Origin of the sequence: Psychrobacter sp. SC65A.3 (assembly GCF_025642195.1) — a bacterium.
GTDB lineage: Bacteria > Pseudomonadota > Gammaproteobacteria > Pseudomonadales > Moraxellaceae > Psychrobacter > Psychrobacter cryohalolentis.
Genome location: NZ_CP106752.1, coordinates 2,120,663 through 2,145,633, shown reverse-complemented (window position 1 = coordinate 2,145,633; position 24,971 = coordinate 2,120,663). Strand labels below are relative to the sequence as shown.

General features: G+C 42.1%; 25 protein-coding genes. 4 read left to right on the top strand and 21 right to left on the bottom strand.

Going from position 1 to position 24,971, the window contains the following annotated elements; translation table 11 throughout:
* Window positions 1-47 precede the first annotated feature (47 nt).
* From OEG80_RS09025 to kdpF, 6 genes are all read right to left on the bottom strand, one after another.
* The gene (locus tag OEG80_RS09025; RefSeq protein ID WP_263240449.1) at window positions 48-734 is read right to left on the bottom strand and encodes a response regulator; all 687 of its coding nucleotides are present in this window, start codon (window positions 732-734) and stop codon (window positions 48-50) included.
* 43 nt (window positions 735-777) lie between these two features.
* A complete protein-coding gene (locus OEG80_RS09020; protein ID WP_263240446.1) occupies window positions 778-3,528 on the bottom strand; it encodes a DUF4118 domain-containing protein in 2,751 nt (916 codons plus the stop codon).
* 84 nt (window positions 3,529-3,612) lie between these two features.
* Entirely contained in the window at window positions 3,613-4,287 is a 675-nt protein-coding gene (kdpC, locus tag OEG80_RS09015; protein ID WP_083475730.1) for a potassium-transporting ATPase subunit KdpC, read from the bottom strand.
* A 21-nt stretch (window positions 4,288-4,308) separates the two neighbouring features.
* Window positions 4,309-6,447 carry a potassium-transporting ATPase subunit KdpB gene (kdpB, locus tag OEG80_RS09010; protein WP_263240443.1) on the bottom strand — a complete coding sequence of 713 codons (2,139 nt, stop codon included), beginning with the start codon at window positions 6,445-6,447 and terminating at the stop codon, window positions 4,309-4,311.
* Window positions 6,448-6,575: 128 nt separating this feature from the next.
* The gene (gene kdpA / locus OEG80_RS09005) at window positions 6,576-8,288 is read right to left on the bottom strand and encodes a potassium-transporting ATPase subunit KdpA (protein ID WP_263240441.1); all 1,713 of its coding nucleotides are present in this window, start codon (window positions 8,286-8,288) and stop codon (window positions 6,576-6,578) included.
* On the bottom strand, window positions 8,288-8,368 hold the full coding sequence (kdpF, locus tag OEG80_RS13000) for a K(+)-transporting ATPase subunit F (RefSeq protein ID WP_084674193.1): 81 nt from the start codon (window positions 8,366-8,368) through the stop codon (window positions 8,288-8,290). Before kdpF ends, kdpA begins: the two co-directional genes overlap by 1 nt.
* 181 nt (window positions 8,369-8,549) lie before the next feature.
* On the opposite strand from kdpF, the gene OEG80_RS09000 reads away from it, so the two are divergent.
* The gene (locus OEG80_RS09000; protein ID WP_263240440.1) at window positions 8,550-8,798 is read left to right on the top strand and encodes a hypothetical protein; all 249 of its coding nucleotides are present in this window, start codon (window positions 8,550-8,552) and stop codon (window positions 8,796-8,798) included.
* Between the two features lie 591 nt (window positions 8,799-9,389).
* On the opposite strand, the gene OEG80_RS08995 is transcribed toward OEG80_RS09000, so the two are convergent.
* The 7 genes from OEG80_RS08995 to OEG80_RS08965 form a co-directional block, all read right to left on the bottom strand.
* A complete protein-coding gene (locus OEG80_RS08995) occupies window positions 9,390-9,875 on the bottom strand; it encodes a DUF305 domain-containing protein (RefSeq protein WP_263240439.1) in 486 nt (161 codons plus the stop codon).
* Between the two features lie 27 nt (window positions 9,876-9,902).
* The gene (locus OEG80_RS08990; RefSeq protein WP_263240438.1) at window positions 9,903-10,982 is read right to left on the bottom strand and encodes a copper resistance protein B; all 1,080 of its coding nucleotides are present in this window, start codon (window positions 10,980-10,982) and stop codon (window positions 9,903-9,905) included.
* Between the two features lie 31 nt (window positions 10,983-11,013).
* On the bottom strand, window positions 11,014-12,720 hold the full coding sequence (locus OEG80_RS08985; RefSeq protein ID WP_263240437.1) for a copper resistance system multicopper oxidase: 1,707 nt from the start codon (window positions 12,718-12,720) through the stop codon (window positions 11,014-11,016).
* A gap of 152 nt (window positions 12,721-12,872) precedes the next feature.
* Window positions 12,873-13,511 carry a DUF411 domain-containing protein gene (locus OEG80_RS08980; RefSeq protein ID WP_263240434.1) on the bottom strand — a complete coding sequence of 213 codons (639 nt, stop codon included), beginning with the start codon at window positions 13,509-13,511 and terminating at the stop codon, window positions 12,873-12,875.
* Window positions 13,512-13,667: 156 nt separating this feature from the next.
* On the bottom strand, window positions 13,668-14,288 hold the full coding sequence (locus OEG80_RS08975; protein WP_263240431.1) for a c-type cytochrome: 621 nt from the start codon (window positions 14,286-14,288) through the stop codon (window positions 13,668-13,670).
* 78 nt (window positions 14,289-14,366) lie between these two features.
* Window positions 14,367-14,639, bottom strand: coding sequence for a hypothetical protein (locus OEG80_RS08970; protein ID WP_020443008.1), 273 nt, complete (start codon window positions 14,637-14,639; stop codon window positions 14,367-14,369).
* A gap of 158 nt (window positions 14,640-14,797) precedes the next feature.
* Entirely contained in the window at window positions 14,798-15,082 is a 285-nt protein-coding gene (locus OEG80_RS08965) for a hypothetical protein (RefSeq protein WP_149410012.1), read from the bottom strand.
* A gap of 325 nt (window positions 15,083-15,407) precedes the next feature.
* On the opposite strand from OEG80_RS08965, the gene OEG80_RS08960 reads away from it, so the two are divergent.
* The 3 genes from OEG80_RS08960 to OEG80_RS08950 all read left to right on the top strand — a co-directional run bounded on the left by OEG80_RS08960 (window position 15,408) and on the right by OEG80_RS08950 (window position 18,991).
* A complete protein-coding gene (locus OEG80_RS08960; protein ID WP_263240428.1) occupies window positions 15,408-16,154 on the top strand; it encodes a heavy metal response regulator transcription factor in 747 nt (248 codons plus the stop codon).
* Window positions 16,144-17,631, top strand: coding sequence for an ATP-binding protein (locus OEG80_RS08955; protein ID WP_263240427.1), 1,488 nt, complete (start codon window positions 16,144-16,146; stop codon window positions 17,629-17,631). The genes OEG80_RS08960 and OEG80_RS08955 overlap by 11 nt, the downstream gene beginning before the upstream one ends.
* A 589-nt stretch (window positions 17,632-18,220) precedes the next feature.
* Window positions 18,221-18,991 (top strand): DUF5020 family protein, encoded by a 771-nt coding sequence (locus tag OEG80_RS08950; RefSeq protein WP_201532378.1) that lies wholly within the window; start codon window positions 18,221-18,223, stop codon window positions 18,989-18,991.
* 164 nt (window positions 18,992-19,155) lie between these two features.
* On the opposite strand, the gene modB is transcribed toward OEG80_RS08950, so the two are convergent.
* From modB to moaA, 8 genes are all read right to left on the bottom strand, one after another.
* The gene (gene modB, locus OEG80_RS08945) at window positions 19,156-19,857 is read right to left on the bottom strand and encodes a molybdate ABC transporter permease subunit (protein ID WP_263240425.1); all 702 of its coding nucleotides are present in this window, start codon (window positions 19,855-19,857) and stop codon (window positions 19,156-19,158) included.
* Between the two features lie 220 nt (window positions 19,858-20,077).
* Entirely contained in the window at window positions 20,078-20,905 is an 828-nt protein-coding gene (gene modA, locus OEG80_RS08940) for a molybdate ABC transporter substrate-binding protein (protein ID WP_263240423.1), read from the bottom strand.
* On the bottom strand, window positions 20,898-21,389 hold the full coding sequence (locus OEG80_RS08935; RefSeq protein ID WP_011513057.1) for a molybdenum cofactor biosynthesis protein MoaE: 492 nt from the start codon (window positions 21,387-21,389) through the stop codon (window positions 20,898-20,900). The genes modA and OEG80_RS08935 overlap by 8 nt, the downstream gene beginning before the upstream one ends.
* Before the next feature lie 61 nt (window positions 21,390-21,450).
* Complete coding sequence (locus tag OEG80_RS08930; protein ID WP_263240421.1) at window positions 21,451-21,735, bottom strand: MoaD/ThiS family protein; 285 nt, start codon at window positions 21,733-21,735, stop codon at window positions 21,451-21,453.
* Window positions 21,736-21,795: 60 nt separating this feature from the next.
* Window positions 21,796-22,302, bottom strand: a complete 507-nt coding sequence (gene moaC / locus OEG80_RS08925) for a cyclic pyranopterin monophosphate synthase MoaC (protein WP_263240419.1) — start codon at window positions 22,300-22,302, stop codon at window positions 21,796-21,798.
* Between the two features lie 43 nt (window positions 22,303-22,345).
* A complete protein-coding gene (gene mobA, locus OEG80_RS08920) occupies window positions 22,346-23,110 on the bottom strand; it encodes a molybdenum cofactor guanylyltransferase (protein ID WP_263240417.1) in 765 nt (254 codons plus the stop codon).
* Between the two features lie 2 nt (window positions 23,111-23,112).
* Entirely contained in the window at window positions 23,113-23,643 is a 531-nt protein-coding gene (moaB, locus tag OEG80_RS08915) for a molybdenum cofactor biosynthesis protein B (protein ID WP_263240416.1), read from the bottom strand.
* A 48-nt stretch (window positions 23,644-23,691) separates the two neighbouring features.
* Entirely contained in the window at window positions 23,692-24,795 is a 1,104-nt protein-coding gene (gene moaA, locus OEG80_RS08910; protein ID WP_263240415.1) for a GTP 3',8-cyclase MoaA, read from the bottom strand.
* Window positions 24,796-24,971 lie beyond the last annotated feature (176 nt).

Genomic DNA, 24,971 nt, shown 5'->3' with positions numbered 1-24,971 from the left:
CATCAGCTTAATATTCTAGTTAGGAGACTAAATACATTCATGTATTGTCAGTCTTTAGGGATATGTAGCTTGTAGCCGACACCGATTTCGGTTAAGAAGAAATTTGGTCGAGAAGGATTATCTTCTATTTTCTGGCGTAAATTTGACATAAATATGCGAACATAATGTTCTTGATGATTATGACCTTTACCCCAAACTTCATTAAGCAGTTGTTTATGGGTCAGTACTTTTTCCGCATAACGGATCAGGACAGTCAGCAAGCGATACTCAATAGGTGTTAAATGGACGTCTTTACCATTTTTCTTGACTTGTCTCTGCGTCAGATCGATGCTGACATTGCCAAGCTCTATCTGACTAGGTGCTTCGTAGCCAACCTGCCAGCGGCGCATATGTGCATTAACACGCGCAACCAATTCGCCCATACTAAAAGGTTTCACTAAATAATCATCTGCACCTAAATTGAGCGCTTTTATTTTATCCTGTTCATCACTGCGAGCTGATAATACTAAAATAGGTAATGAGGACCACGTCCTAATATCTGCAATGACGTCACAGCCATCACCGTCAGGTAAGCCAAGATCTAATATAAGTAAATCAGGACGGCGCGTTGCAGCTTCTATTAAGCCCCTGTGCGAGCTATCAGCGATATAAACTTGATAGCCTTCTTGCTCCATCGCTGTTTTAATAAATCGCGCAATATGGGCTTCATCTTCGATAATTAGTATGGTCTTCATTAGTGTGTTTTTCGCTATTAGTATTAACCTTATGATATAGCACTTATCGTGCTAAGTTTGCTGAATCAATGTTTGGGCTGCTTGCTATAAAGTCGTTACTCAATAAATCTTGTTCAGGCAAAGGTTGCCAAGGTAGCGTTATAATAAATTGTGCACCGTGAGGTTGTATATTATTAGCGCTTAACGTGCCACCCAGATGCTCAACTAAATCTCTACTCAAAGCTAAGCCTAAACCCAATCCCGTTGTAGTACCTTCCGAATTCCCTCGAGTAAAGCGCTCAAATATTTGCGTCTCCATACCTACAGGTAGACCTTCTCCTGTGTCTGTCACCGTTATCAGGTATTGCCGATTATTATCAAGCATTGCTTTGATGCAAATACAGGCATTGTCTAGGGTATAATTGATTGCATTGGTTATTAAGTTATTTAAAATACGCGACAAAATCAATTCGTCGGTATAAATAAAGTCAATATTATGGGGAATGTCTATTTCTATCTGGCGCTCTTTTAAAGAGTGCTCAAGCTGACGGATATTACTACCAACGATTTCTTCTAAGCTCACCCATTGCTTGTTTAGTTTCATGCCGCCAGACTGTAGCGAGACGTAATCTAAAATATTAATGACTAAACGCTGAATGACGTTTGCTTGCTGCTCAATATCGACTGCCAGTTGCTTCTGCTCACTTGCCGTTAAACTCTGGATAGCAAGAGAAGACGCTAAACCAGATAATACCGTTATTGGCGTTCGGATATCATGAGACAGGGCCGATAATAAAGTCCCACGCAGCCGCTCTGATTCTACCTTTATGAGCGCGGTTTGAGCCACTTTTGCGTAATATACCCGCTCTAAGGCTAGCGTTATTTGGGCAATGGCCATATCAAGGGTTCTTTGTTGTTCGGGTTGATTGAAACTCTCACTATCTGTAGGCATCAGTGCTAAAACACCGAGCACCTGATTTGATGTAGCGAGTGCCCGATAGTGCATCGTATTGGCGGTAAGCGTATTAGTTCCTAGTCCCGCGCTTTCGTTATGATCAAATACCCATCGGGTGACAACCCAATTGAATTCTGCAGGTATCGTACAATCCGTCATAACGATCAGCTTATTGTTCGAGTCGGGCATTACTACGATTGCGGTGCTAGCAATATGCTGCGTTAGCCATGCTGCAGCTTGGCTGATGATGTCATCGTTTTTACGAGCCGCGCTCAGACTTTGAGCAAGATAGCTCATGGATATGGCCTGTTGTTCACGTTTACGGGCAGCTTGTGCCTGAAATCGCAGGCCAACTGCTAGGTTGTTAATGATTAAAGAGACGATAAGCATAACGGCAAAGGTGACTAAGTATTGGACATCACTGACATTAAATGACAGCTTAGGTTCAACAAAAAATAAATCAAAACTTAACACACTTAAAAAAGCAGCCAATATGCCAGGCGCGCGTCCAAAGCGTACTGAGATAAAGACTATCACTAATAAGTACAGCATGACAACGTTGGCTAAATCAAACCAGCGCGTGAGGGCAACTAGGGTAACGGTTACCAATCCGCATCCCAAAACTGCCATAAGATAGCCATTACGGTTATCTACCGATGATAATTCTGCCACGTTCCAAGATGGGAATTGACGCTCATTAGTGGTTTTGCTTAACTGCTTAGTTTGATTAACCAATATCAAATCTAAATTAACGTCTTGCTGTGAGATGCGCTTTACCAGCGACTGACCCCAGTGATACGGTCTAGAACGGTTAGCATGGTTTTGTCCAATAATAATACGGCCAATATTGAATTGATGGGCATAGCTGGTCAAACCCTCTGCCACGGTAATGGCACTAATCACTTCGGTTTTTGCACCCAAATCATCCGCTAAACGCAATGCCTCCAAAACTTTCTGCTTATTATTAACTGAACGATTTAAACCGCGTGGTGTATCGACATGCACCACATACCACTGTGAATGTAGACTACTGGCCAGCCTAGCAGCATGACGAATGAGGCGTTCGCTGTGCGCCCCCGTACTGATTCCTACCAATAGCTGATCTGCGGTATTCCAAATAGGTGAAATTCGAGCTTGGTTACGATAATCTTGCATATCTGCATCGACCAAGTCTGCGGTTCGGCGTAATGCCAGCTCTCGCAGCGCGATCAAATTACCTTTACGAAAGAAGTTATTAATAGCGTGTTTGGCTTGGCTTGGAATGTATACTTTACCTTCGTGAAGACGCGCCAATAATTCATCTGCCGGTAAATCAACCAATACCACTTCATTTGCCTGATCAAAAAACCAGTCGGGCAAGGTTTCTTGAACCACCACTCCGGTAATTTGATTGACAACATCATTTAAGCTTTCTAAATGCTGAACGTTTAGGGTCGTGTAAACACTGATACCTGCTTTTAGTAACTCTTCAACATCATGCCAACGTTTAGGATGGCGAGATCTTGGAATATTACTATGTGCCAGCTCATCAACCAGCAAGATATCTGGATGACTGGCGAGAGCGGCATCAATGTCAAACTCTTGTAGCATCTGTCCACGATATTCAATCTCGCGTCGCGGCAATACTGATAGCCCTTGTACCAGTGCTGCTGTCTCACTGCGACCATGTGTCTCTACAATACCAACCAATACATTACGTCCATGCGATTGTGCTTGGTGTGCAGAGGTCAGCATGTCATACGTTTTACCAACCCCGGCCGACGCTCCAAAAAATATCTTTAATTTACCTCTATTGACCGTATACTCTTGCTGCTTGATTTGCTGCAATAACGCATCTGGGCTAGGGCGGTTAATATTCATTATGACCCTCGATAGCTCTTAAATAAAAGTAAATTAAAGTGGCGGCTTTTGGTTAATCCGGTAGTATTGTTTAATACTGTCTTACTATTTAACTGGGAGAGTAGATATCTGGTCTAAAGCTAAGTTAACGGCCAGCACATTGACACGCGGCTCTCCAAAGATATTAAACTGCTTACTATCGGTATTATCGTCGATTGCTTTTTGTACTTGTTCAGCACTTATTCCGCGTATGTTTGCCACTCTATTTGCTTGCCACTGGGCAGCCGCAGGTGAGATATGTGGATCCAAGCCACTTCCCGACATGGTTACCAAATCAATCGGAATCGGCGCTTTATTCTGTGGATCAGCAGCCTTAAGCTTTTGCACTTGCGCCTCAACATTGCTGGCAAGTTCAGGATTTAAAGGTCCCAAATTACTACCTGAAGATTGGGTAGCATCATAACCGTCACCAGCAGCAGAAGGTCGTGTCCATATATATTGTGGTTGATCAAACTGTTGGCCGATAAGCGCAGAGCCAACTAATTGTCCCTCTTTTTCTATTAAGCTACCATTTGCCTGATTGGGCATAGTCACTTGCCCGACGCCCGTCATTAGTAATGGATAGCATAAACCTAAAATGATACCTAATAATATAAATAGCAATATAGCAGGTTTGAGCATTGGCATATGAGTAGCAGCGTCATCTAATGTGTTGCTGCTATCTTTTGCATCTTGCACTGATGGCTTAGTGTTGGTATCTGGGTGAGAATGAGTGTGCATAGTAATATTCCTTGTGAATGGTTAGACCAGGTGCAATACGTTAATGAGCATATCGATAAGTTTAATACCCACAAACGGTAGCAGTAGTCCGCCCAATCCATATATCAAGAGGTTCCGGCGCAATAGGTTAATAGCAGAGTCTGGACGATACTTTACCCCTCGCAGCGATAGTGGAATTAGAAATACAATGATTAAAGCATTAAAAATAACCGCTGATAAAATAGCGCTCTTTGGGCTGCCCAAATGCATAATATTTAAGACGTTTAGAGCAGGGTAAGTACCCGCAAAGGCCGCTGGAATAATCGCAAAGTATTTGGCGACGTCATTGGCCAAACTAAAAGTCGTCAGCGCCCCGCGGGTCATCAACATCTGCTTGCCGGTTTGCACCACTTCAATAAGCTTGGTCGGATTTGAGTCCAAATCCACCATGTTTGCCGCTTCTTTGGCCGCTTGAGTACCACTATTCATAGCAACGGCAACATCAGCCTGGGCAAGTGCTGGCGCGTCATTGGTACCATCACCAGTCATTGCCACCAGCTTACCTTGGCGCTGATAACTACGAATCAATTCAAGTTTTTGTTCTGGGGTAGCCTCCGCCATAAAGTCATCAACCCCAGCTTCAGCAGCGATAGCAGCAGCCGTTAAAGGGTTGTCACCAGTAATCATCACGGTAGTAATACCGATTTTTCGCAATTCAGCAAAGCGCTCTTTGATACCAGATTTGACCACGTCTTTGAGCTCGATAACGCCTAATATCTGCTGACCATCTGCAACTAATAATGGTGTACTACCACGGCGCGCCACTTCCTCTACTTGTTGTTCTAAATTACTCGGTAGCGCACCGCCTTGTTCTGTCACCCAATTTACAATGGCATCATAAGCGCCCTTACGGATGCGGCGTTGCTCAATATCGGTACCACTCATGCGAGTTTGTGCGGTAAATTCGATAGTTTTAAATGGCTTTGATTTCCAGACATTCTCATCGATATCAAAACGGCTTTGGGCCAGTTTGACGATACTGCGACCTTCGGGCGTCTCATCGGTTAGCGAGCTAATCAATGCCACTTCAGCTAGCAAGTTCTCGTTAATACCGTTAGAAGGCAGAAATAAAGAAGCTTGGCGGTTACCATAAGTAATAGTGCCGGTCTTATCGAGCAATAGTACATCGACGTCGCCAGCAGCTTCTACCGCACGTCCAGAGGTCGCAATGACATTGGCTTGCATCATACGGCTCATACCTGCTACGCCAATAGCCGATAATAAACCGCCAATCGTTGTTGGAATAAGGCAGACCAGTAATGCGACTAAAATAACAATAGAGATGGGTTCGCCTTGACCTGATGCGAGCACTGCAAACTGAGAGAATGGCAACAGGGTGACGCAAACCATTAGAAATATCAGGGTTAATGCAATAAGCAAAATAGTCAGTGCAATCTCATTGGGCGTTTTAGTACGTTTGGCACCTTCTACCAAGGCAATCATACGATCCAAAAATCCTTGCCCCGGCGCTTGGGTGATACGAATAATCAGCCAGTCAGACAAGACCTTAGTACCGCCAGTGACTGCGTTAAAATCACCGCCACTTTCACGGATTACAGGAGCGGATTCACCAGTAATGGCTGATTCATCGACTGAAGCAAGACCTTCTATCACCTCACCATCCGCTGGAATGATTTCTCCCATTTGCACTAATACAATATCATCTTGATTAAGCTCAGTCGCCTGCACTATAGTAGCTGCGGATAATCGCTCGCTACTAGCAAGCTTACGCGCTTGCACATCTTGACGTGCCTGCTTAAGACTCGATGCTTGCGCTTTACTGCGACCTTCTGCCAAGGCTTCAGCAAAGTTGGCAAACAATAAGGTAAACCATAGCCAAAAGGTAATTAACAAAGTAAAGAGTAGTCCCGTTTGACCTTGGATTAACATGTTAATGGCTAATATGGTCGTCAACCATGAGCCGATATAAACGACGAACATCACGGGATTACGCCACTGAACGCGAGGATCAAGCTTGAGTAGCGCATCTTTTAGCGCCGGTTTAATCAACGCCGGATCTAGGAGGCCTTGGGAAGGTTTTTCGGGTAAATCAGAGTTATCAGGCTCTTGCTGAGGGGGCACATCTAAGTCTTTATTATTAGCATCTATTGAAACATTCATGGTCTTTATTCCTAACATAATCATAAAAAGGGAGCAATTCACCACTAAAAAGGTAAGTGCCTATTTATCAAATTATCAAATCTATCGACTTTGGCAAATTTGCTGAAGTCTAGACAAATAGGCAGCGGCTAACCTTTCATCATCCATATATGCTCTACAATAGGTCCAAGCGCTAACGCAGGAATGAAAGTCAATGCGCCAATCATCAGCACAGTTCCGACTAATAGACCCACAAATAATGGCGTGGTCGTCGGTAAAGTACCGCTATTGACTTCAAGTCTTGGTTTTTTCGCCAACGATCCTGCCAAAGCCAGTACTGGAATGATGACCCCAAAACGCCCAACCACCATCGCAAGCCCAAGCATGGAGTTATAAAAGACCGAATTGGCCCCCAACCCTGCAAAAGCAGAACCATTATTATTGGCAGCAGAGCTAAAGGCATACAGCACTTCACTGAAACCATGGGCGCTAGGATTAAAAATCCCTGCTTGACCATTCGTAGTCATCACACTAATCGCCGTTCCCATTAGCACCATAGTGGGTGCTGCAAGTAATGCTAATACAACCATTTTCATCTCAAATGGTTCAATCTTTTTACCAAGATATTCTGGTGTCCGTCCAATCATGAGCCCTGATACGAATACCGCCAATATTGCAAAGAGCAACATGCCGTACAGTCCGGCTCCGACACCGCCAAATACCACTTCGCCTAATTGCATCTGCAGCATCAAACCAAAGCCACCCATAGGCGTAAATGAGTCATGCATCGCATTTACCGCACCACATGATGCCGCAGTAGTGATGGTGGCAAATAACGATGAAGCCACAATACCAAAGCGCACTTCTTTACCTTCCATATTGCCACTGACATCAGCAGCGGTTAGCCCTGACACTTGTGATGTCAACCAAGGGTTACCAGCAAGTTCACTACTCACAGTTAATGAATACATACCGACAAACAATACGGTCATGGCTGCTAATATCGCCACCCCTTGCTTCAGGTTGCCACTCATCTTACCGAGACAAAAACACAGTGAAGTAGGAATAAGAAAAATAGCGAGCATCTGAATTAAATTAGAAAAAGGCGTAGGGTTCTCAAATGGATGAGCAGAGTTGGCGTTAAAGAAACCACCACCATTAGTGCCTAACATTTTAATCGCTTCTTGTGACGCGACTGGTCCTAAGGCGATGGTTTGGGTATCACCTTGTAGAGTTTGCACGTCCATATAGGTCGATAGGGTTTGTACAACACCTTGACTCATTAATAGAAGCGCGATGATTGTCGCTATCGGTAATAGAATATAAATATTACAGCGCCATAAATCGACCCACGCATTACCAAGGTGAGCGCTTTTCTTAAATATCAAGCCACGCATCAAGGCAAAAGCGACGGCAATACCTGTTGCTGCTGACAAAAAGTTTTGTAGCGACATACCCATCATTTGGGTGAGATAACTCATGGTGCTTTCGCCACCATAAGCCTGCCAGTTGGTATTGGTCATAAAACTGATGGCCGTATTCATGCCCAAGTCCCAAGTAACTCCGGTCATCGCTTGCGGATTGAGCGGTAGATTGCCTTGCACCAGTTGCAATATAAATAGCGCCAAAAAGCCAATGATGTTAAATAAGACAATAGCGAGTGCATACTGTTTCCAGTTCATCCCCGACGCAACATTACCTTTGCTATCTCGTCCAAGCATACCGAGTGCAGTAAAACCGCGTGATTCAAGACGGGATATCGGTGCCTGCATACGCTGCATGATATAACCGGATAAAAAATAGCCCAAAGTAAATAAAATGAGAAGATAAATAATCAACTGAGATAAAGCCTGGATGGTCATTAGAACGCCTCCGGTTTAATCAGTACGTATAGCAAATAGACAAATAAACCTAGGGCGATAAGCCCTGAAAATACTTCCATAGCACTCTCCTAACACCAAGATCAGTCAATTAATTGCCGCAAGATTACTAAGACCTTGCTGCTCATTGGATAATGTCATTAGTATGCTGAGAGAAGTATAAAAGTGTTATTAAGATAAATAGGCAGGATATAAAGAAAGTATAAAGATGAGAGTTAGCTAGTAGATAGGCAGATATTAAGTGTGGATAACTGTCTTGCTTTAGCTATGAACACTGAAGAGGTAACGACTAAAGACAACACTTATTTACTGGCAATGGAGGAGACTTCTTTTTCTTGGGATGCGGATACAGAGATTCTGACCTTTGAAGAAAAACCGTATAAAATCGGAGATGAGCTTTATCTTGGCGGTACTGTATTTACTTATCCTAACGCGAATATTACCGATCAGATAAAGGTAAAATGGATAGATTATGGTTTGGATAAAGGGTAGCTTGGTGGTTGAACTGGATAGACCATTCCTTAAACTTTAGACGCTAATTTTCCAGATATATCTAATAGATAATAATCTAAAAACGTTAATCTAAATAATAAACGCAAAAAAAACATGTATAATTACTATGCTTTTTTCGAATTCTAATGTGCAATAATTAAACATTTTTTTGACCAAAATATGGAATATAGCTCATGTAAAATGTCTTAAATTGCGCCAAACGTCATAGCTATTTATTGACTTAAGATATTGATATGTATGTTTTTATAGGTTAATATAACTTAATAACGATTTATAAAGTTTAGTGGTTCTAGCCTGTCACGCCGGGGGTCGCGGGTTCGAGTCCCGTCCGCTGCGCCATATTTAAAACGAATTTAAACTGTTAAGTTTAAGCAAGTTTCGCCTCAAATATTAGATTGTTTGAGGTTTTTTTGTGTTTGGATTTCTCTTTAAACCCTTTATTTTTATGAACTTGCCATTTTATTTTTTGTCACTTTTCTTGAAACAGCTTACTCTCTAATAAAAAAATACCTGCATGAATGCAGGTATTTTTTTATTAGAGAGCTTTATAATATTTACATACATCATTGTCTATTCAAGCTCTTCGATCAGCGCTTGCATCTCAGCGATTTCACGCTTTTGCGCTTTAATAATATCGTCAGCGAGCTGTTGCACTCTAGGATCTTCGATATCTGCTCTTGAGCTGGTCAAAATAGCAATCGAGTGATGTGGTATCATCGCTTGCATCCAATCGACCTGATCGACCGTTGATTGAGAGCGCACGCCCCATATCCCAACGGCAAACATCAACACACTCAGTCCATAAACCATCAAATTAACTTTGGTTTTTTTGTACATATTACCCATAAAGGCGAGCATAATGACGGCCATACCCGCACCCATGTAGAGCGCCATATAAGCTCGGGTTTCACTAAAGTAAACATGACTCCATTCATAAGTATTGAAATACATCATGATGTACATCACAATCGTAGACGTCACAATCATCAGGGTGAACTTGATATAAGGGTTCATGCCCTGTTGATGATTCATGTTGTTTTGATCTGAAGCATTCATAGTATATCTCCTATTACATTAATAATATTAGAACCAGAATTTAACCCCCGCAGTCAAACTACTGCTATCAACCGATTCATTATGTTGACGACGCTGATCTCGAGCACTACCAAGCGCTGTCTCATAACTCACACCCACATAAGGCGCAAGTTGGCGACTGAATGTCTCATAAGTGAGCCTCACTTCAGCATCCATCTCGTTAAAACCTTTGGTAATATGATTGTCGCTGTCTTTTTTACTAAAGGCTGTTAGTCCTACTTCCGGTATCACAACCCAGTGCTGGCTCAAACGCCACTCGTATTCTGCGCCAAGGTCCAATCGAACTTGTCCATCAGAATACAGATAAGCTCTGGCATCGGTTTCAATAAAGTAAGGCATAGTACCGACAATACCCGCCATAATGGCAGGTTTGTCATTTTCGGTATCATAAGCAACACCGGCCTCGCCATTCCAGAAGATACTTAGCGGCTTCCAGTAAGATAGTGAGGTCAGACTATCAATTTCTTTATCACCTTCGGTCTTAATACTACCTTCACTGCGTAAAGAGAGACGGCGCTCATCTAGGCCATACCAAGCACCAACCTCATAATTAATCTGATCGTCGTCAAACTGATAACCTAAATCATCTACAGAAACGCCCCATAATGGCATATCACCCATCATCATAGGCTTACCATACTGTCCATAGGGAACGCCGTTTGAATAGTCGGAACTGCGCGCATCAGCTGGCGCTTTACCACCTTGCATACCTGACATATCCATACTGCCATGGTCCATGCCTGACATATCCATGCCACTGTGATCCATATCCGACATGTCCATACCAGACATATCCATTTTGCTATGATCCATATCCGACATATCCATACCAGACATGTCCATACCGCTATGATCCATATCCGACATGTCCATATCTGACATATCCATATCTGACATATCCATGCCGCTGTGATCCATATCTGACATGTCCATACTACTATGATCCATGCCTGACATCATCATGTCTTTTTTAGCAGTGGACGGGTCAGCAGCATTAGCAAATGATGATGCTAGTAATACCAATGATGATACCCCAGCGAACCGTAAACCCACTTTATGTATTTTCATCTCATCTCTCACCTATCAACCAAAGATTTGCTTAAACGACCGCCACTTCTCTGAACATACCGGCTTCCATATGATAGAGCAGATGACAATGCCATGCCCATCGACCAGCTTCTCCTGTGACATCAAAGCTAATTTTTTGAGCTGGTTGCACCATCATAGTATGCTTGCGCACCTGAAACTCACCGTTAGGCATGCGCAAATCGCTCCACATGCCGTGTAAATGCATCGGATGGTTCATCATCGTGTCATTGACTAAGGTAATGCGCACGCGCTCACCCGGCTTAATATTAACCGGTGTCGCTTCACTGAACTTAACCCCATCAAACGCCCAGATATAGCGCTCCATGTTACCAGTTAAATGTAACTCGATCTCTCGGGTAGGCTTGCGCTGCTCTGCAAATATTGCCTCATCGACAGAGCGCAGCTGGCTATAGTTCAGCACCTTTCTATCAATGTTACGCAGGTTAATACCGGGATCATCAAGGTTCATACGTGGACTGTCCACACGCATGTCAGATTTGAAGTCATACTCAGTTTTGGCATGCTTGGCTTTATAACCATCAGCACCCATAGCGCCCATCATATCTGCCATGGTGAGCCATTCGATTTTGTCCATAGCAGGCGTTGCCGCACGAGCGCCTTCTTTGGTGGCAAGCGTCGCAGCGACATAGCCTGAACGGTCTATGTTTTGGGCAAATATGGTATGGGCATCTTTGGTTGGGGTGACAATGACATCATAGGTCTCAGCCACGCCAATACGAAAATCATCAATCGCAACGGGTGCGACATCAATACCATCGGTTGCCACCACAGTCATTTTGAGACCGGGTATGCGCACATCAAAGATGGTTTGCGCTGAAGCATTGATAAAGCGTAATTTAACGCGCTGTCCTGCTTTGACGATTTGTGCCCAATTAGCTGCGGTGGTTTTGCCATTGATAAGGTAGGTAAATGTGTTTTCACCCGACAAGTCAGTAAAATCAGTGGGCATCATGCGCATCTGATTCCACATTTTACGCTTATCAAACGCGGTTTTCATATCTGTTTCGGCAATATCAGACAGTAGCTTCTTGAAGTCTGGCAGATGATAGTTATCAAAATCTGCGCGCTGTTTGAGCAGTTTTAAGAGATTATGCGGGTTGCGGCTGGTCCAATCACTGAGCACGAGCACGTGGTCTTCTTCGATAGGATGACGCTCACGACCTTTAGGTTCAATCACAATGGCACCCAGCATACCGGTTTGTTCTTGGAACCCACTGTGTGAGTGATACCAATAGGTGCCTGATTGTTTTAATTTGAATTTATAAGTAAAGGTGCTGTTTGCAGGAATGCCATCAAAGCTAATACCCGGCACCCCATCCATCTCAAACGGTACTAGTAGTCCATGCCAATGGATAGAGGTTGATTCATCCATCTGATTATGAACACGTATCACCACCGTATCGCCTTCACGCATCTTTAGCGTCGGTGCTGGTAATGAATTATTGATCAGCGTTGCCATGCTCTTTTTACCGTTGACAATAGCGGACTGTTTACTGACGTATAAATCAAACTCTTTACCGGTCAATATAGGCACTTTATGAGTGTTTTGGTCACTATTGATAGTAGCACCCTGACTGCCCGAACGACTTGAGTGTCCCAATGCACTACTGGCCATGGTCGGTATCAAGGAGGCGCCAAGGACAGCGGAGGATCCGGTTAAAAAACGTCGGCGGTTCAATATGTTCTGTTTATTCATAATGATGACCTAATTTAATTTGAGAGATGGTGGTTAAGCTTATGGTTATAATATTTAACGATACGTCAATTACGATTGGGAATCTTATTAAGCCGCTTTTGATGCTACTCACATTCAATTTATCCAGATCTCAGCCAAAACAACCATCAAAATTATAGTTGCTGCTGAGGAGAATCAATAGCGGCATAAACTTCTGTGGTGCCGTCTTTATTAAGCTGCATTACTTTATAAGGCATGAATTTATCTTGATATTCCATACCGGGGCTGCCAACTGGCATACTAGGTACGGCAAGACCAATGGCTTGTATAGGAGGATTTTCTAAGAACTGAGCCATGTGTTTAGCAGGGACATGTCCTTCAAAGACGAAACCGTCGGTAGTAACGGTGGTATGGCAAGAGCGCATTTGCTGTGGTACGCCATAGCGATCCTTGAATAAAGAGACATCTGCCACATCTTGCGCGGTTGCACTTAATCCATTGTCTTTTGCATAGCCTACCCATTCTTTACAGCAGCCACAGTTGGCATCTTTATAGACGGTCGCTGAGACGTTTTTGAGTAATGATGATGGGTCGATTGCAGGAGCATCTGCCGGAGCCGAACTTTCGTTTAGTACTTGTGCCTTCTGAGTAGCAGACTGTTCAACCTTTACTGGTTGAGAATCAGGGACACTGGTAGTAGATTGGCTACAAGCGGCTAGTGTAAGGGGTAGTGCCGATACCGCCATCAATAAAAGGACACGACCGGATAACCAGTGATGTCCATTAGGAAACCCGTGTATGTAATGTCTCATCAAATCACCTTTAAGTGTCTATTATTATGCTCGATACTCTAAAAACTGGACCCTATATTTGTGGTCTTAACTAAAAACGTTAAATGCAGCACCGTTCAGTACTGCATTATTAATAACGATAACATTTAATGATGATGCTTCTATATACAGATAGGGTTAATGCTGCATTCCAGAACCATCTTCCGACATCTCCATACCCATACCATCATCCGACATATTCATATCACCATCAAATGACATGTCCATCATATCGCCATCTATCCGAGTGGTTAGCATCGTGTACTGAGCTTCATCTAATTCAGGTAGCGATCTGATAAAAGCGACCATTGCCCACATTCTATCGTCATCATGGGAGGCGCCCCATGCAGGCATTCCCGAAGCCATAATGCCATGTTTGATGGCCCAAAAGCTTTGCTTTGCACCGTCCTCAGTTTGATAACGTTTGACGATATCAGCCTTGGTAAAGTTGGGCGGCTTCGGATATAAGCTTTCGCTAAAGTCAGTTTGTGCCACTCCCGGAGACAAGTGACAGCCTGCACACATATCTTTATAGTCCGCGCCACCAGAGCTGATCATGTCAACCTTCTCTAAGTCTGGTACCACAATATCTTTACTGGCAGTTTGTATAGAACGATTGCGCGCAGTTTCTAAAAAGCTATACATCATTGGGCTATGCTCTTGGTCTGCACCCACGTTGACAACGCCACTGCTGACAACCGCAAACATCCCAACGATTGCCACAAATAAAGTAAAGAGCACACCCAATAAAAACTTCATATATTTTCCTAAAAACTTATTTCCGTTAATTTCTCTCTGCTATTAGAGAGGAGCTGTGAGTTAACAGAGCTGAAATTTTTAAGATTTACTGTCAGTAGTCACACAATGTTTTTGGTACATTTGCTTCATTTTGCTCATATTGGCCATCATGGCTTTCATAGCAGGGTCATTCATGTCCATCTTGCTATGATCCATTTTTCCCATCATTTGCATATGCTTTTGCATTTTTTCACAGTTCATTTGATCTTTTTCAGCATGCATTTTAGGGTCATGCGCTAGAGCTGAGGTTGATACAACAAGAGCGATGGCAGTAATGGCGATTGATTTAGTCAGTGCTTTAAATTGCGACATAATTAATTCCTATTGATTGGATTAAGATCTATTGAGGGTAAAGCAGTTAGACCAGCCTCAATGATACATTATTCGTTCTGACTGGCACATGACATTAAGATTACAATATTGTCATCTTCACATATTGGGATTTCAATATCCCAAGTAATCTTTTAGTATTACTTCTCGCTATTATAATTTTTCACAAAATATTTTTCAGATTGCAAGTGTTGATCCTGATGCTGAACCTGACACGCGACTCTCGCATCGACATAACCTTTCATTTGCGCGCTAGAAATTTGTGCATCGTTATGATCTGCGTTCTTTGCAAAACTAGTAACCGCATCACAACTACTAAGAATAGAAGCATCTAAGTTCGTGGTGTGAGCATTGGCCGCTGACATACCAACTAACATTGATACTGAAAGTAAAGCTGCTTTTTTTAATGTACTATATTTTTTCATTTAAAACCCTTTGAATTCAAATAATAAATCATTTAAGTAAGATAATCGCCTAACTCATAGAAGCGGTCTAAATCAGAGACAAGCTTTTATGTGGCGTTGATTTAGAATACTAAATAGAGGCTGACAGCTAGATGACACGGACATGACGTTTTTGTTAGAAACAAAACAATACTGTCATCTACTTGTCATTAGAACCAAATGTCATTATCCGCTTTTATCCGTAGAGCGCCGTTATAACAAGGACTTTTGATAAATATATAGATGATAATCTAACAACGTTAGTGATACGCTGTTGACAAATATAATGATATGAAGGTAAGCGACGATGAAAGTACTGTTAGTAGAAGATGAGCAAAAACTTGGAGAATATATTAAGAAAGGCTTAACTGAGGCCGGCTTCATCGTGGATCATTATATGACTGGTCTAGATGGCTATCATGCGCTAATGACTGAAGAATTTAGTGTGGTGCTGATGGATGTGATGCTACCTGACGTCAGTGGCTTTGAGCTGATACAGCGCTACCGTGCCGCTGGAAAGCATACGCCTGTTTTATTTTTAACCGCTAAAGATGATTTAAGTGATCGAATCAAAGGTATTGAAATTGGTGGCGATGATTATCTGACCAAGCCTTTTGCTTTTGCTGAGCTGATTGTTAGAATAAAAAGTTTGCTGCGACGTGCCAACCAATCGGACTATAAAAGCACAGTCATCCATACCGCTGATCTGAAAATGGATATTGCCAAACGCACTGTATACAGAGGCGACACCCTTATCAAACTGACTGCCAAAGAGTTTGCTCTATTACAGTTTTTCCTAGAACGTCAAGGTGAAGTACTGCCACGTACTGTGATTGCCTCGCAAGTATGGGATATAAATTTTGACAGCGATACGAATGTCATTGACGTGGCTATAAGGCGCTTGCGGATAAAAATTGATGATGGATTTGATATAAAGCTGATTCATACGGTACGCGGAATGGGCTACAAGTTAGAGCCACTGGCTGTCGACGTGGATAGTGGCATGGGCGACGATAGTATTAATAAAGACAGTCTGACATCAAATGAGAGATAAATCTAAGAATCGGCGTTGGCCGCTGTTATGGCGCACTGTTTTTTTACTGACCATATTTGTTGTCATCTCTCAAGTCATTATTTATATATGGGTTCAGCGCTCTGTTAACGAGCACTTTGAGCAAATGGACTCAGAGATCATTACTCATGCCGCGTTTAATTTGCGCAAACGTATGGTTGCCTTGGGCGAAGAAGTAGAGCCATTAACAGCTTCAAAGTCCCAATCACTCATTGATGACAATCACCTACATTCTTCTTGGCTAGATTATGATTTAAAAACGCTAATATCAGATAAAAACGGCAAATTATTATCCAGCGATCCCAGTAATTTCATCAATGATCTACCGGCAGATTTTAGCTTGTTACAACTATTGCAGGACTATCGCGATCAGCAGTTTATGATCAAGATAAATAATAGGCATTACCGAGCCATTATCATTACACATCAAGAGGTTTTGGCATTTATTGCTCTACCTATCGATGTGCATCATCAATATCTTATCCAGTTTAATCGCCAGCTGAGCTTGATACTTATCGCCATTACCTTATTATTGGTTTCAGTAGCAGCACTAAGTGTACACTGGGGTTTTGCTCCCCTAGCTACTATCGTACAAAAGATGAAGGGTATTAATCCTGAGCAGTTACATGAAAGGGTGGTGGTCAGTAATATGCCCTTAGAGCTACGACCATTGGCTGAGTCTTATAACTTAATGATGGAAAAGCTGGAAAGTAATTTTGAATCGTTATCACGCTTTTCAGATAATATTGCCCATGAGCTACGTACTCCGCTGGCGACGCTTGGCACTCAAACCCAAGTGATGTTAAGTAAGCCTAGAGCAAGCCATGAATATGTTGAGCAGCTGCACCATCAGCATGACACCCTTGAGCAGTTATCTACGCTGATTAATAATATGCTGCTGCTAGCAAAGACACAAAAAGGGCTGTCTAACTCACAGCTCAATCAGATTGATACCGAGTCAATGTTCACTAAGCTTATTGATTACTATGAGCTAATCGCAGAAGATCGGAATATCTCTTTTGAAAAGACGGGCAACTTTCAAGCTGTGCTAGGAGACGAAAGCTTATTACAAAGACTGTTCGCCAATCTCATGTCAAATGCCATTTATTATGCTGCTAGTGACAGTGTGATCATTATTGAAGCCTCTAGTATTGAGATCCCGACTGTGCCTCATACTGTCACGAGTGATAAGCAAGATATGTGGTTATCTATATTAAATCCTGCATCTTTCAAGGTAGTGATCACCAATCGATTGGATCAACCATTGACTCAAGTAGAGGCTGATAAGCTGTTTGAGCGCTTTTACCGTCATGATAAAACGAATATGATGCATTCGGGAACAGGCTTAGGCTTATCTATCGTGCAAGCTATCGCCAATGCCCATAATGGCAAGGTCAGTATTACTATAAAAGATGAGTCTTACTTTCAAGTCAATGTTGAGTTGATGATGGCTAGATAAATAAGTATCAAATAAGAAAATTCGAGCTTCTCGTCCCACTTAGCCAAATAATTAAGACTGTATTTAGATGTTATTGTTTAAGCAAATGTCGCCTCGATTATTTACATAATTGAGGCTTTTTTCTGTCTAGAAATTCTCCAAGTATTTCAGCAGCAGATTATTGACCACAGTAACAATATTTCTTCCTCCTTTACAAAATTAATATTCCTGACCATTTAGTTAGTTATTTTAATAAAATCATAAACTTAGATGATATCAATAACTTAGAGTACGTTTTTTACTGATATTTGGCGCTAAAATGCAGTTGTCAGCCCTTATAAAACATGCTTAACTGTTTCAAAGTGTTAATAATTGCTGCCAAAATTGGAATTACTGAAATAAGTTATTAAGAAAATTTTTGTAGTTCCAGCAGCATTGATGCTTTTTTTGATGACGTTTTATTTTTATTGAAAGCTAATAGCCTTTTTCCCTCTAGCAGTACGGGTGCGCTTTAACAGGAAGTTAAACCCCGTTTATAGCCATGATAACCATGATAACCATGATGGCAATGTTGCTAGGCACCAACGACTGTAAATAAAGGAATACTACTGTGCGTGATCATTCATCTATAAGCCTATCATTAATCACTAATAAGCTAACCTATGCGCTTGTTGCTATTGCTGCTTTAGGCGCTATGAGCAGCGCTCAAGCAAAAGTGCTCTTCACTGATACCAGTATCTCAGCGCTTTACGGTACTGATTATGAGCTAGTGCCTCAAGAAACCTTAACCACCGTTACTTTAGAGCATGCCTCGACCCATACATGGGGTGGTGTATTTTTCTTTGTCGATCGCCATCAAGGTAAAGAAAATGCAGCAGGTAAAGAGTTTAAGGAAACCTATGGTGAGCTTGCGCCCAAACTTAAGCTGGCAAAGTTTGATAACAGCTTTATCAAACAAGTCAATTTAGCGGGGCAGTACGAGTTTGGCTCAAACAGTAATGGTTTTAGTCAAGATAACTATTTGGTAGGCGTTGGCGCGGATTTAAATGTCCCTATTCCGGGTATGAAATATGCATCGGCATCGTTATATCATGCGTTTAATGATAAGGACAATGCTGATGATCAACAGATTACCTTAACCTATGGCTGGGAGAAAAATAACTTTGTCATAGATGGTTATGTTGACTATGCATTTAACAGCGAAGATGATTCTGTGAAAGATAATATCCATATCAATCCGCAATTAAAATACAACTTACAAGAAGTGTTGGGCATTGATAACCGCTTAGAAGTCGGTATGGAATATAGCTACTGGAAGAATAAATTTGGTAGTGACAAAACACAGAATGCCGCGAGCGCTTTAGTGAAGTTCCATTTTTAAACAGTTATGAATTTTTAAATATGATTAATAAAGCCCTCATGCTAACTTTATCGGTTGGATGAGGGTTTTTTGTTGTGTATGCAAAAAAATCGAAAGTCAGATAGGCTTAAGAAGAAAATAAAGGTGCTAAAAAACCGCATAAATTTTAAATTTGACTCATGCGCTTATGGGCGCTGATAGACTCGACTGACACTTGCAATCAGCGCCACCATGACCATACCCATTATGATAAGAATAGCAGACATCATGTGTGCTGCCTCGTAATTCAATGCTTCTACTTGTTCATAGATAGCAATGGAGACCACTTTGGTTTCCCCCGAAATACTGCCACCAATCATCAATACCACGCCAAACTCGCCAATGGTATGCGCAAAGCTGATTAAGCTGCCGAGGATGATACCGATTCGAGCTTGCGGTAATGCTACCCGTATAAAGCGTCTGAAACGGCTAGGTTCCAGTAAGCTTGCAACCTCCATGACACTGGTTGGAATGCGTAAAAATTGCGCATAGACAGGCTGAACAAAAAAAGGCAACGAGTAAATAATAGAGCCAATGACCAGTCCTTCAAAGGTAAATACAAAGGCACTGATATTGTATTGCAACAGCCACTTACCGATACCAAAATTGGGGCTTAACAGTAATAACAAATAGAAACCAATCACAGTAGGCGGCAAGACCAGCGGCATCGCAATCACGCCCATGAGCATAATTTTGATGCGCCCAATAATCTGACCACGACTCGGCTTTGCCAGCCAATAGGCTAATGGGGTTGCGAACACCAGCAAGCATAAGGTAGTGACACCAGCAAGCTTGATGCTTACCCACACAGGAAGCAGCATATCTGAGATAAGGGCAGGAGACATCATAACGTTACTGTTTATTTACCTTTTATCTAATAGCGCACTTGCACCATGTTATATAGAGCATCAATTATAAAGTACCATTTATCGTATTCTTTTTTTCAAATATCATGGTAAGAAAACACATTTATAATGATATTTAAAGCCTTATGATAAGCGTGCTCACTGACAAAAGACAGTATAAAACAGCTAGGATGGCTTTTTATGCATAGCGGCTATAGATAAATTACCGAACTGCTAAATAACCAGCTCTAGAGAAGTAAGCTTGTCCTGTAGGAGAACGTAGATAATCCGTGAAATCTGCTGCATTTGCTTCATTAGTAATGAGTATGCCGTCTTGTAAGATAGCAGGATAAGATGTTGATGGTAAGAGGTAGAAATGCTCAGGTGTTGCTTTCATTGCTATGACTTGTGAGTGCGCAACAAAGCCATAGTCGACACTACCAGTATGGGCATATTGGAACGCTTGACCGATATTTTCCGCTTGGATAAGACGGTCTTGTGCTATTAGCACGTCATATAGATTTTGCGTTTGTAGATAGGATTTTGCAGATGCACCATAAGGCGCAAGCTCAGGATTGGCAATGGTGATTTTGCTTTTATCATTGCTATTAAGCAGCTCAGTCAATGTGTTTTGATCGAATACACCGACAGCTTTGGTGGCACTATAAATGGACAGTTGCCCTTGGGTATAAGTAAAAGGCGTATGATTTGCATCACCTTTAAAAACCTCATTTAGCAGCTGCGCGGGGAAGTCTTGGTTGGCTGCTAAAAAGATATCATATGGTGCACCTGAGATAATTTGAGAATAAAGCTTACCTGACGAGGCAAAAGTGACTTCTATTTCTTGGTCAGGTAAACCCTTATCAGTTTTGTAGCCCTCGATAACTTCAGGCAATACGTCCGATAAATTGGCAGCTGCAGCGATACGGAGTATTTGAGTTGGCTCAGCGGTGTTGTTGATCTCAGCTGGCAAGTCAGTACCTTTTTCTTTAGTACAAGCCGTTAGCATCAAGGCTAAGCACACTGCTGACACTGTTATATTCTTACCCATTATTGCTAAGCCATTTTGAAGAGTCATCTTGGTAGTATTCTTGCTTCCAAACGGGAATGTCCGCTTTTATCGTATCTAATATCCAGCGGCAGGCATCAAAAGCAGGATAACGATGGGCAGAAACGACCCCAACCCAAACGGCCACATCACCAATCTCTAAAGCCCCGATACGATGAATGGCAATAGCGTGAGTAATTTCAAAGCGCTTTTTGGCTTCTTCGATAATGGCACGCCCTTGATTGAGTGCAAGTTCCTCGTAGCCATAGTAGGTTAAGCGGTTGACGCTACTGGCATTATTGTGATTACGTACACGACCTTCAAAGCATACGAAAGCGCCGCAACTGTCATCATCAAGGGTTTTCTTTAGTCGATTTTCATCAATGTCTGAATCTAGTAGCGCAAAGCCATCACGTTCAGCGATGAGATAAGCCTCATCGATGCTACGCTTAATGCTCATCGACTGCCCATGTACTTGGTCTGCCATATATTGTCTCTATTTATTATTCTTAAAATTTTTAGCGATACACATAAGCGTCTAAATACTATTAACCGCCTGCTACTGGAGTAATGAAGACCACGCTATCGCCATGATTAATCTCATCTGTCCACTTGGCAAAGTAATCGTTTACTGCCACACGCAGCTCTGACTGTGGACGGCTAAAACGATGCTTTTGGCGCAGTTGCTCGTATAACTCGGTTAATGACGTAGACTGTGGCACGTTTACTTTTTCTTCATGACAATTGGCTTCATCGGCTAAGCTGGCAAAGTATAAAACGGTGATATTCATCGTCGTATTTATATCGTCACTGCTTTCTACTAAACTGCTCATAGAAGTCTCCATTATTTATTAATTGCCAAGCTTTATATCTATCATATCGCTATGGCGTATTTACGCATGTTGATAGTCAGATTTGCCGCCCGTCTTATTCATCAGATGGACGTTATTGATGATGATGTCGTGAGAGATGGCTTTGGTCATATCATAGATAGTTAGGCAAGCGACGCTGACGGCTGTCAGTGCTTCCATTTCTACGCCGGTTTTATGCGTAACTTTGACAGTAGCAGTGACAGTAATACTATTTTGACTATCGTCGTATTCAAAATTTAAACCAATCTTATCTAATGGCAAGGGGTGACAAAGTGGAATCAGGTCATGGGTACGTTTTGCAGCCATGATACCTGCGATATGAGCGGTCTGCGTGATACTGCCTTTTTTGGTCATACCATCAGCAGCTTTGATTTGCTCATAAATTATCGCAGGGAAGATCACTTGCCCCTGCGCACGTGCTTCTCTTGTCGTCGCTATTTTGCCACTCACATCGACCATGGTGATATCACCGTCGCTGTCTAAATGGGATAAGGCAGTTTGAATGGTTTTTTGACTGCTGATATTCATTTATCATTTCTCTTAAATGGCTAGTTTCTCTCAGTAAATCTTATTACAGGTGACGTAAAGCAATACAGGCATGCTCAAAATCTTTAGGCGTATTGAAATTGGTAAGACATTGCCAATCCTCTGAAAACGTTACAGGCTGCACAATTGGCTGAATAAATTTCATTACTTGGCGCTGCCCATGGTCAATATAATGCTTTAAATCCGGCTCAATACTTAAGCGATAAATACCTAACAATGGATATAAATGATGCTCATCGGTGAGACAAATGACCGACTTATCTACAGCTTGTGTTATATAACGTTGCAGTTTTTTCCATAAATCGCTTGCAGCAATCAAGCTATCACAGCTGATAACCATCAGCCAAGAGCTAGGCGCATTTGATATAGTGGCTAATGTCGTTGACGAAATCAAATATTGTAATGCCGCCTCTATGGCGACCAATGCGCCGCCAGTTTCGATCTGTTCATTGTCATTACTAGCAAAATCGTCAACCGAAAAGTAATCAGTGATATGAATGATGGGCACTTGCGGGTTATTCAAAATCAAATCTGGATTGATACAAAAACCACGACCGTTATCTGCAATCATAATAGGCGCATTATAAGTAGTTGCTGCGCTTAGTTTAAGCGCTTGCCTGACATGATAATCAAGCAATTGCTCATTGGTTGGTAGCATCAACTCAGCTTTAGGAGAACCCATACGTTTGGATGCACCGCCTGCTAAGATGATGATACCTGCTAAGCGATTCAAGTGATCTATATCGCATGAGCTATTTACACTTTTTAAGGTATTTACAGCATCTGTCATGATTAATCGTGACCGGGGTTGGTAAGCATAAAGTGCGGGACAAAATTGCATGGGCGCGTACGGCTATCGAGCTGTTCTTGTAAGATGCCTTCCCAAGCAGTGCGGCAAGCACCTGATGAGCCAGGTAAGCAAAAAATGCCTGTACCATTTGCCATACCAGCTACAGCGCGAGATTGGATGGTAGACATGCCGATATCGTCTTTTGATATTAAGCGGAACATCTCGCCAAAACCATCTATTGACTTGTCAAACAAGACGCTGACTGCCTCTGGAATGCTGTCTCTAATATAAAACCCCGTACCGCCAGTGGTAATCACTGCATGAACATTTGGGTCCGCAATCCAGCCGCTGACAACGGCTCTAATCTTATAGATATCGTCGGTAATCAGTTGACGATCAGCAAGCTGATGCCCTGCTGCGGTCAATTGGTCGACCAGATACTGTCCTGAGCTGTCTTCTGCCATCGTACGACTATCAGAAACGGTTAGTATCGCGAGATTAAGTGGGGTAAAAGGTGCTTGCAGCTTGCTCATGAATGTTCCTTGATAAATATGCTTATTATGAAAAATATTGCTGATAAATTAACCACCAATCATCGACAAGTTATTCATAATGCCACTGTTCGAGTCATGAAGATGATGGTGCTCAGGTTTAATGGGCATAAAACTATGTAAAGTACTGACCAGTCCTGCAACATCATCTTGCTTCAAATGCTCACGAATGTCGTAATTGCCTTGATCAAATAAGCACAGATGCACCTTGCCTTGACTGCTAACCCGTAGGCGATTACAGCTGTCACAAAAATGGGCTGCATATGGGGCAATCAGTCCGATACGCCCTTTATAATCAGGATGACTGTATTCAATTGCTGGACCGTCGTTACTGCCGCGTTCATGGGTTTGCCAGCCGTCTTCTATCAGATAATTGGTAATGATGTCGGTTTGCGCATGCTGAGCAAAAAATAAATCGCTGTTGTCACTGGTCTGCATAAATTCAATAAAGCGATAAGTGACTGCTCTATCTTTGACATAATCAATGGCATTCATTAAGTTTTCAAAAGCAGTTTCTGCCATCAGAATGCTATTTATTTTAAGCTTAATATCGGTGGTTGCCAGCAAGGTATCCATATCAGCCAAAAGTTGCGGCAACATATCAAAGCCAGTCATCTTATGGAAAGTAGCGGCATCAAAGCTGTCCATACTGATATTAAGCTGATTTAGTCCGGCTGCCTGCCAACTAGCTAAGTGCTTACTAAGCTTATACCCATTACTGGTCATGGCAACGGTTTCAATGCCTTCAGTGTTTTTGATTGTTTTAATAATGTCTACCACATCACGGCGTATAGAAGGCTCACCGCCCGTAATCCTGACTTTTTTGGTGCCAACTTGAGCAAAACCGCGGATTAACGTAGCAATTTCAGCGACACTAAGCTCATCTTGGGGAGGTTTGCCTTGATAGCCATTGGGCAAGCAATACTCACAGCGAAAATTACAGAAATCAGTAATCGATAAACGCAAATAGGTCAGACGTCGTGCAAAGCCATCTGTTAATGGTTGAGCTAGGTTAACTGCAGAATCAGTAGACAAAACTGCCAATTTCGATGGTAAATGATCATCAAAAAAACTAGATGCAGCAGTAGGCGAATACAGTTGAGCATTTCCTACGGTGGGGGCAAGATGGTTCATAGATGATTACCATTAATATAAAATATAGTGTGTACTTTTAAGCGTTGCCTCAGGTTGTGAGTGAAATAGGCTATTCAGGTATAAATATGACCGATTAACTACAAATAACGATCAACCGTCATTCAATTAGTGACTAACACCAGAGTAGCAGTTAGATAATAAATGTTAAGTTTCAC